Source organism: Mesorhizobium sp. IMUNJ 23232, from assembly GCF_044326205.1.
Lineage (GTDB): Bacteria > Pseudomonadota > Alphaproteobacteria > Rhizobiales > Rhizobiaceae > Kumtagia.
This window is the reverse complement of record NZ_JBIRCY010000124.1, coordinates 1-7,641: the sequence shown is the minus strand read 5'-3', so window position 1 is coordinate 7,641 and position 7,641 is coordinate 1. Positions and strand designations below refer to the sequence as shown.

The following is a 7,641-nucleotide window of genomic DNA, read 5'->3' as shown; positions in this document are numbered from 1 at the left end:
CCACTGGCAACCGGTCGACAACACATACATCAGCCCATTGACCACCTCGCGCAGCTTCACGCTCCGCTTGCCGCCGCCTGGCCTGCCGGGCGGGATCAGCGGTTCGATCAGCGCCCATTCCTCATCGGTCAGATCGCTCGGATAACGCAGATGATCACGGTTGTAGCGAGCCCGGTTCTCGGCGGTCCACATCGGCGCATTCCTTCTCGAATCATGCCGAACAAGGAATCACAACCGATCCAAAACCAGAAACTCAAAATCCGACAACCGATTCTGCCCGCTCACAAAGTCCCCGGACGGACACTAAGTTTTAGATTTTGCGATCGTTTACGCAATTTTGCACAACATCAAACTCAACCTGTTCACAGTGTTACGGCTGGCGGCAGCTGGAACAAAGATCGAACACACAACGAGCATCATACAACAGTTTATGTCGATGTAGCAGACGTATGCAAAGATCGAAGCATTTCCGATTCCGAAAGGGTGGCCATCGGGTCAAAACTTAAAGATTTGGCAGACGTCTCAGTTGTTATTAGAGAGTCAGGGAGCTGCGTCGGTCGTATTTTGAAAGAATGCAGAACGCTCGTTGCCAGCGACTTCGACAACGCTATTGCGATTCAGGAGCATTGGCTCAGCGAAATCGCAAAAGTTAGCTCGGATGAATCCTTTGCAAGGGTTGTTCACAGAAACGAGAATGCAGCGGAAAGAAAATTCGATCTCTTCCCAGACTTTGCCGCGAGAGCTAAGAGACTTCGTCGCAATCTCACTCTAACAAGCGCGGAGCATCAAGTTGTCTCGAACCGGTCACGCGGGCACCGAGACAAATAGTGCAAAAGCGCCGTAAGATCGCGCCCTTCCTGCCCGGCGAAGAGGCGTCGCTTCGCGCCGTCGCCCGCCAAAAGGCCGCCGCGCTGAACCAGCACGTCCTCGGCTATGGCGCGCTCGCCGAATCCGAATGGCTTGCGGCCGGCATCCCCGCCCCCAACCTGCCCGCGGTGCGAAAATACCGGCTGGAGCGCGTCCGTGCCGAGTTGAAGCGCCGCGACTACGCCGGCATCCTGCTCTACGACCCGGTCAACATCCGCTACGCGACCGACAGCACCAACATGCAGCTTTGGGTCGCCCACAACCCGACCCGCCACTGCTTCGTCGCGGCGGACGGCCCGGTGGTGCTGTTCGACTATTTCTCCTGCGAGCATCTTTCCGACCATTCCGGCGTGGTCGACAAGGTCTGGCCGGCGGTCTCGTGGATGTATCTGTACGGCGGCGAGCTCAGCGACCAGCGCGTCAAACGCTGGGCGGGGCCGGTCGCCGATCTGGTGAAGACGCATGGCGGCGGCAATGTGCGTCTCGCCGTCGATCATTTGAATCCGGAAGGCGTCGCCGAACTCGCGCGTCTCGGCGTCTCCGTCCACAATGGCGAAGCCGTGATGGAAGAGGCTCGGCTGATCAAGTCGCCGGACGAAATTCTTGCCATGCGCCGCGCCATCGTCGCCTGCGAGGCGGCGATGGGCGAGATGCAGGCGGCGCTGAAACCCGGCATTTCGGAAAACGAACTGTGGGCCGAACTGCATCGCGGCAACATCGCGCGCGGCGGCGAATGGATCGAGACGCGGTTGCTATCTTCGGGACCACGGACGAATCCTTGGTTCCAGGAATGCTCTTCGCGAAAGATCGAGGCGGGCGACCTCGTGGCCTTCGATACGGACCTGATCGGCCCATACGGTTTCTGCGCCGACCTGTCGCGAACCTGGTTTTGCGGTGACGGCGCGCCGAGCCACGAACAGAGCGACCTGCATGCCATCGCCGTCGACCAGATCAATCACAACATCGCGCTGATCAGACCGGGGATTTCCTTCCGCGACCTTGTCGAACAGTCGGCGGTTCCGCCCGAAGACTGCTATCCGGCACGCTACGGCGTGCTTTATCACGGCGTAGGCCTCGCCGACGAATATCCTACCCTGCCGCATGCCTCCGACTGGACGGCGGACACGCCCGACGGTGTGCTGGAGCAGGGTATGGTGGTTTGCGTGGAAAGCTATATCGGCCGCCTTGGCGGCCATGAGGGCGTCAAGATCGAGGAACAGGTGCTGGTCACAGAAACCGGCGGCGAAACCTTGTCACGTTATCCGCTGTCGCTCACCGCATAGTGCCGGCCAGCCGGTCGAAGCGGCGCAAGCGCGGATCGGTTTCGCGTTTGCGCTTCTCGGTGTCGACCCGCACCGGGCATTGGTCGTTTTCTTCCGTGTCGGCATAAAGCTCGTCGACTGCCTCGCGCAACTCGCTGCGTTCGGCGGGCGTCAGTTTTCGTTGCTTGATCAAGGCATAGGCCATGGCGGCTGCCAGGAGCACGGGACCGGCGATGGTGAGCAGCATCCAAGAGGTGGAATCGAGCATGGCACGCTCCTGTCGAAAGTGAGCCCTGTGCCGTAACGCGGCAGGCTGGGCACCGTTCCCTCGAATTGTGCCGGCGCTCCCTTCCACCACGCGCCCGCCCTATTCGAGCGCAAAACGCTCGTCGGCTCTTGTACGGGATGCGTCCGATAAGCGGCGCCATTTCCAGGCCCTGAGGCCGGCGCAAGGTTCGCGTCAGAGCGGCCAGCGCGTGACGGGCGAGCCGAGCGCGGCGATGTAGGGCAAGCCTTTTCGCCTTGCCGTCCAGCCGGCGACACGGACGTCCTTTGCTGCCGGCTCGAAGCGCCGCGCCAGCGCCCAGCTCCGGCAGTCGATGGCCGCGACATCCGCCCTGCCCTGCGCCACCGCAACGATGGAATCGCGATGCCCGCCGCTCTCGATGCGCTCGGAGAAGATATCGAGGCTTTCGCCCGCCGCCACGAGATCACGCGTCAGCGCGATGATGCCTGACATGGAGTCGTCGCTGTTGAAGGCGAGCCTCTTGCCACGGATGAGGTCGAGGGGAAGGACTGGTCTTCCGTCGGCCGGGCTCGAAACATGCCCCCCTTCGCCAACGCGCATCACCATCGCGCTCGAATAAAGCTCGCCCTCGCCGCCCTCAAATTCTGAATAATCCGGCTGGCCGATGACCCGCACGTCAGCCACCAGCCCAAGCTCCAGTGGCCCCCAGCAGGCCTGTCCGAACAGCAGCTTCGGGTGCCGCCACACAGTCGGGAAGTCGAGTTCGTCCGGCGGCAGCGTCGCCGGGTCCGATGCGATCACCGCGCCCGCCGCGTTGCGGATGCCGCCAGGCACGGCCGGCATGTCACCGTTCCGGCGAACCAGCCTTTCTGGCACGTCGAACCCTGCCGCAAGGAGTCTGGCGCGGATCGCCGCCCATTCGGCGTCGACCTCGGCGCGGGCTTCCGGCCAGTCGTACATGGGCAAGGCGGCTATGAAATCGTTCATGCGGAAGGCATTGAGATCAGACGGTGCGCGAATGCAAGTGCTGCGCCGTCACTCCTTCGGCGGCTCGGCCGGCACCGGCACCGAACCCATGCCGTTCAGCGAGCGGGCGCGCACGCGCGGCTTGAAGGCGCGGCCCATCTCCGGCGCGCGGCGCAGCGCCGGGTGCACCACCGGCTCCTTGGCGCGGAATCCGTAACTCTTCAGCAACGCCAGATAGTTCGGGAATACATAGCCGTGGTTCATCGCCAGCCACTCGTCTCGCCGGGCGCGGAACATTTCCGGCAATTTGTACCAGGCGACGGTCGGGTTCTTGTGGTGCACAAGATGCAGGTTGTTGTTGAGGAACAGGAAGGCGAAGGGCGAGCGCTCGACGATGATGGTGCGCCCGTCCGGCCGCTCCGACCATTGGTGCTCGGCGAAGGTTCTGACCGAGATCAGCGATTGGCCGAGCCAGACGGCGAGAAGATAGGCCCAGAGCGGGATGCCGAAGCCGATGAGCACGACCGGAACCACGATCGCCAACCCCAGCCCATGCAGCAGCCAGGCCTCGCGGACGGCGCGGTCGCCGGCAGCGATCGCCCGCATGTCGTTGAGGAAGAAGCCGACGCTGCCGAGCAGCGGATTGAGCAGCATGCGGCCGAACATCGTATTGTTGACCGCCAGCAAACGTTTCATTGGTTCGGGCAGAGTCTCGTGCTGCCATAGCGACTGGTAATAGCTTTCCGGGTCATCGAACGGATCGGTCAGGCATTCGTCTGCATGGTGACGCAGATGGATGGAGCGGAATCGCCGGTACGGCCAGACCAGTCCGATCGGCAGCCCCACCAGCAGCTCATTGGCCCAGGCTTTTCGCGTCGGATGGCCATGGCAGGCCTCGTGCATCAGCGAGGATTGCAGCGCCAGCACGAAGCCGAACGCCACGATGGCGACGACGGGATAGGCCGGCCAGACGATGCTGCCCAGCAGCGCCCAGGCGCCGTATGTCGCGAAGATCAGGAGAACGGTCGGCCACTCCAGTGACCGAGCCGTCTTTCCCCTGCGCCCATAAGTTTTCATTCTATCGACCACTGCCCCCAGTCGCCGGAACCCAAATCGATTCCTGACAGCATCGTGTCAGGAGTTTTCGCGACCTTCAACGCGACAATGCGCAGAAAATGTTGTGATTGCGCATGTTCAGCCTCAAATGTTATGGAAAGTAAACAAACTGCGGATTCAAATACCTCCCTGACGGCCAAATCCGAGCGTTTGGGGGTATGTCATTCTCTGTCGGGAGGCGATGTGGATAAGCGCGATCTTTCAAGCCTGTTTCGCGAGCGTTTGCGCACGCTCCTGCAAAGATATGCCGGGAATCAGTCTGCTTTCGCCGCTTCCATCGGCATTGACCGTTCGGCCCTGTCGCAGATGCTGTCGGAAACCTCGACCCGCCTGCCCCGCGCCGAAACGCTGCTCACCATCGCCGCCGAGCACAAGGTGTCGCTCGACTGGCTGATGGGCCTCAGCCACGACGAGGGACTGACAGGCGAGATCCGTGAGAGTTTCGAGATCGAGGAGGGTTCCGGCAATTTCGACGACACCTTGCTTGCAAGCTGGCATGCGGAAGCCGTCGGCACGAAGATCCGTTACGTGCCGGCCGGCATTCCGGACCTGCTGCGCACCGAGGCGCTGATCGACTACGAAGCCGAAATCTCCAACCGCAGCCGCGAGGCGCAGGCTGGCGAAACCCGCTACCGCATCGACTACAACCGCCGGCCCGAGACCGACATGGAAGTCTGCATGCCGCGCCACACGCTGGAGATTTTTGCGCGCGGGCTGGGCGTCTGGAGCGGTTTCCCGGAGGAGGCCCGCCGCGAGCAGTTACGCCACATGGCAGCGCTGCTCGACGAACTCTACCCGACCTTCCGCATGTTCCTTTATGACGGCCGCATGCGCTATTCGGTGCCCTACACGATCTTCGGGCCCTACCGCGTGGCTGTCTATGTCGGCGACATGTATCTGGTGTTGAACGCCACCTCCGCGGTACGCACCTTGACCCGGCATTTCGACAATCTTATCCGCTCCGCCGAGATCAACCCGCACGAGGCGCCGGCCTTTGCCTCGAAGCTTGCCGAAATGCGATTTTGAAACGCGCGCATTCGATTTGCCCTTCTCGCAAATCGCCTTCACGTCCGGCAAACTTCCTTGACCAGACATAAAGACTTCTTTATATCTTTATCCAATCGATTTCAGCGCAAAGTTTCGTCCCATGACCAACCCGATCGACGCCCTCCTCGCCGAAAAAGGCATTTTGCTTGCCGACGGCGCGACGGGGACGAATCTGTTCAACATGGGCCTGGCCTCCGGCGAGGCGCCCGAACTGTGGAACGAGACGGCGCCGGAGAAGATTTCCGCGCTGCACCGCAATTTCGTCGAAGCCGGCGCCGACATCATCCTCACCAACTCGTTCGGCGGCACCCGCCACCGGCTGAAGCTGCATGATGCGCAGGACCGCGTTCATGAATTGAACAGGAAGGCTGCCGAGATCGCCCGTTCGGTCGCCGACGCCGCCGGCCGCAAGGTGATCGTCGCGGGTTCCGTCGGCCCGACCGGCGAACTTCTGCAGCCGCTTGGCGCGATGACTTATGACGAGGCCGTCGCGGCGTTCAAGGAACAGATCGAGGGCCTGAAGGCCGGCGGCGCCGAGATCGCCTGGATCGAGACCATGTCGGCGCCCGACGAGGCCAAGGCGGCGGCGGAAGCCGCGATCGCCGTCGGCCTGCCCTACACCTACACCTTTTCCTTCGACACCGCCGGCCGCTCGATGATGGGCCTGGCGCCAAAGCATATTCATGGCGTGGCCGACGGGCTGGTCGAGCCGGCGGTCGCCTGCGGCGCCAATTGCGGCGTTGGCGCTTCCGACATTCTTGCTTCGCTGCTCGACATGACCGAGGCGAACCCGGATGCCACCATCATCGTCAAGGGCAATTGCGGCATCCCGGAATTCCGCGGCACCGACATCCACTATTCCGGCACGCCGGAATTGATGTCGGACTATGTGCGGCTGGCGGTCGACGCCGGCGCAAAGATCATCGGCGGCTGTTGCGGCACCTCGTTCGAGCACCTCGCCGCGATGCGCAAGTCGCTGGACGCGCATCAGCGCCAAAACCGTCCGACGGTGGCGGCGATCGTCGAGCGCATCGGCCCGCTGCGCAACAAGACCGCTGACCAGAGCGGCGCGGTGGAAGGCAGCGAAACCCGTCGGCGCCGCCGGGGCTGATCCTGCTATTAGGCTTCGACCTGCCGTTCGGACAGGCCGGTCAGCACCTGAAAATAGTGCTCCTCGCGCTCTTCCAGCCATTCATGGCCGCGCGGCCAGATGCCGGGATCGGTCACGGGCATCGGGTGGTTGCTGAGATAGCAGCATCCTTCCCAGCCGCGCAGACTGGCGCCGAGCGCCTCGCCCAGCGCCGGCTCATAGGCCGACAGCCGGTTCACCGTCGTCGCCCAGCGTTCGCCACGCTGGCCGCGAACGAACAGTCCGACGCTGCGGTTTGTCAGGTAGAGCGAGATCACCAGGTCGTCAGCGACATGGCGCCAGCGTGAATAAAGGCTGCCGTATTTGACGGGGCAGTCCTCGCGCCGGGCGACATAGGCGTTCCAGAACGCCTTGATCTCGGCCGATGAGATCGAGCGCAGGCCGCGCGCGAAATCCCATTCGTCAAGGCCGCCATCCGCCATGATTCCTGCCCTTGCCGTGACGTCCGCGCGGCTTGTCGCCGCGCGGCGCGGTCGGGTCTATCATAGATCCTCGATGTCGCGGCGGGCCTTTTTGAGGATATCGCGAACCTTGCGGACCTGTTCGGACGAGAATTCGCCGCGCCGCATCCGCACGAACACCGACTTGGCGACCCCCCTCACCTCGTCGCCCAGGGAGACCTCGCCGCGATCGGCCGAAACTTCGTCGATCTGCGCGTTGATGCGCGCAAGCTCTTCCGCGTTCTCCTCCAGATAGGCCTTTCCCTGCTCGGTGATCGAGTAGAGGCGCTTGTTGCCGTTCGCCTCGGAGACGACGAGATCAGCCTCCTCCAGCATCTGCAGCATCGGATAGATGGCGCCGGGGCTCGGGCTGTAGGCGCCCTGGAATTTTGCCTCCAGTGCCTTGATGATGTCGTAGCCGTGACGCGGCTCTTCTGCGATCAGGCCGAGCACGACCAGGCGCAACGCACCGGGATCGAACATGCGCGGGCCGCGACCGCCGAAGGGGCCGCCGCGATGGCGGCCAAACGGGCCGCCCATGCCGCC

At 62.9% G+C, this 7,641-nt stretch carries 10 protein-coding genes; 4 read left to right on the top strand and 6 right to left on the bottom strand.

Annotation, left to right across the window (positions count from 1 at the left end):
• Window positions 1–192: transposase (locus tag ACH196_RS37345; RefSeq protein WP_396647233.1), on the bottom strand; the 192-nt coding region annotated here is incomplete at its 3' end.
• A 21-nt stretch (window positions 193–213) separates the two neighbouring features.
• On the opposite strand from ACH196_RS37345, the gene ACH196_RS37340 reads away from it, so the two are divergent.
• Both ACH196_RS37340 and ACH196_RS37335 read left to right on the top strand, forming a co-directional pair.
• Window positions 214–828 carry a hypothetical protein gene (locus ACH196_RS37340; RefSeq protein ID WP_396651871.1) on the top strand — a complete coding sequence of 205 codons (615 nt, stop codon included), beginning with the start codon at window positions 214–216 and terminating at the stop codon, window positions 826–828.
• Window positions 828–2,150, top strand: coding sequence for a M24 family metallopeptidase (locus ACH196_RS37335; protein ID WP_396651870.1), 1,323 nt, complete (start codon window positions 828–830; stop codon window positions 2,148–2,150). Before ACH196_RS37340 ends, ACH196_RS37335 begins: the two co-directional genes overlap by 1 nt.
• Here ACH196_RS37335 and ACH196_RS37330 read toward each other — a convergent pair.
• The 3 genes from ACH196_RS37330 to ACH196_RS37320 form a co-directional block, all read right to left on the bottom strand.
• Window positions 2,140–2,397 (bottom strand): hypothetical protein, encoded by a 258-nt coding sequence (locus tag ACH196_RS37330; protein WP_396651869.1) that lies wholly within the window; start codon window positions 2,395–2,397, stop codon window positions 2,140–2,142. The genes ACH196_RS37335 and ACH196_RS37330 overlap by 11 nt on opposite strands.
• Window positions 2,398–2,589: 192 nt before the next feature.
• Window positions 2,590–3,363 carry a phosphate/phosphite/phosphonate ABC transporter substrate-binding protein gene (locus tag ACH196_RS37325; protein ID WP_396651868.1) on the bottom strand — a complete coding sequence of 258 codons (774 nt, stop codon included), beginning with the start codon at window positions 3,361–3,363 and terminating at the stop codon, window positions 2,590–2,592.
• Window positions 3,364–3,411: 48 nt separating this feature from the next.
• Window positions 3,412–4,419, bottom strand: coding sequence for a fatty acid desaturase (locus ACH196_RS37320; RefSeq protein ID WP_396651867.1), 1,008 nt, complete (start codon window positions 4,417–4,419; stop codon window positions 3,412–3,414).
• Window positions 4,420–4,641: 222 nt separating this feature from the next.
• Here ACH196_RS37320 and ACH196_RS37315 point away from each other — a divergent pair, with 222 nt between their 5' ends.
• Both ACH196_RS37315 and bmt read left to right on the top strand, forming a co-directional pair.
• Entirely contained in the window at window positions 4,642–5,484 is an 843-nt protein-coding gene (locus ACH196_RS37315; protein WP_396651866.1) for a helix-turn-helix domain-containing protein, read from the top strand.
• Between the two features lie 121 nt (window positions 5,485–5,605).
• On the top strand, window positions 5,606–6,616 hold the full coding sequence (gene bmt, locus ACH196_RS37310) for a betaine--homocysteine S-methyltransferase (RefSeq protein WP_396651865.1): 1,011 nt from the start codon (window positions 5,606–5,608) through the stop codon (window positions 6,614–6,616).
• Window positions 6,617–6,624: 8 nt separating this feature from the next.
• Here the strand turns inward: bmt and ACH196_RS37305 are convergent, their stop codons facing one another.
• Both ACH196_RS37305 and ACH196_RS37300 read right to left on the bottom strand, forming a co-directional pair.
• The gene (locus ACH196_RS37305) at window positions 6,625–7,077 is read right to left on the bottom strand and encodes a hypothetical protein (protein ID WP_396651864.1); all 453 of its coding nucleotides are present in this window, start codon (window positions 7,075–7,077) and stop codon (window positions 6,625–6,627) included.
• A 60-nt stretch (window positions 7,078–7,137) separates the two neighbouring features.
• Window positions 7,138–7,641, bottom strand: a 504-nt coding sequence (locus tag ACH196_RS37300; RefSeq protein WP_396651863.1) for a PadR family transcriptional regulator, incomplete at its 5' end; no start/stop codon positions are given.

Excerpts from the sequence above, each read along its gene's own strand:
- ACH196_RS37320 (WP_396651867.1), bottom strand. The coding sequence starts at position 4,419 with ATGAAAACTTATGGGCGCAGGGGAAAGACGGCTCGGTCACTGGAGTGG.
- ACH196_RS37330 (WP_396651869.1), bottom strand. The coding sequence starts at position 2,397 with ATGCTCGATTCCACCTCTTGGATGCTGCTCACCATCGCCGGTCCCGTG.
- ACH196_RS37305 (WP_396651864.1), bottom strand. The coding sequence starts at position 7,077 with ATGGCGGATGGCGGCCTTGACGAATGGGATTTCGCGCGCGGCCTGCGC.
- ACH196_RS37340 (WP_396651871.1), top strand. The coding sequence starts at position 214 with ATGCCGAACAAGGAATCACAACCGATCCAAAACCAGAAACTCAAAATC.
- bmt (WP_396651865.1), top strand. The coding sequence starts at position 5,606 with ATGACCAACCCGATCGACGCCCTCCTCGCCGAAAAAGGCATTTTGCTT.
- ACH196_RS37325 (WP_396651868.1), bottom strand. The coding sequence starts at position 3,363 with ATGAACGATTTCATAGCCGCCTTGCCCATGTACGACTGGCCGGAAGCC.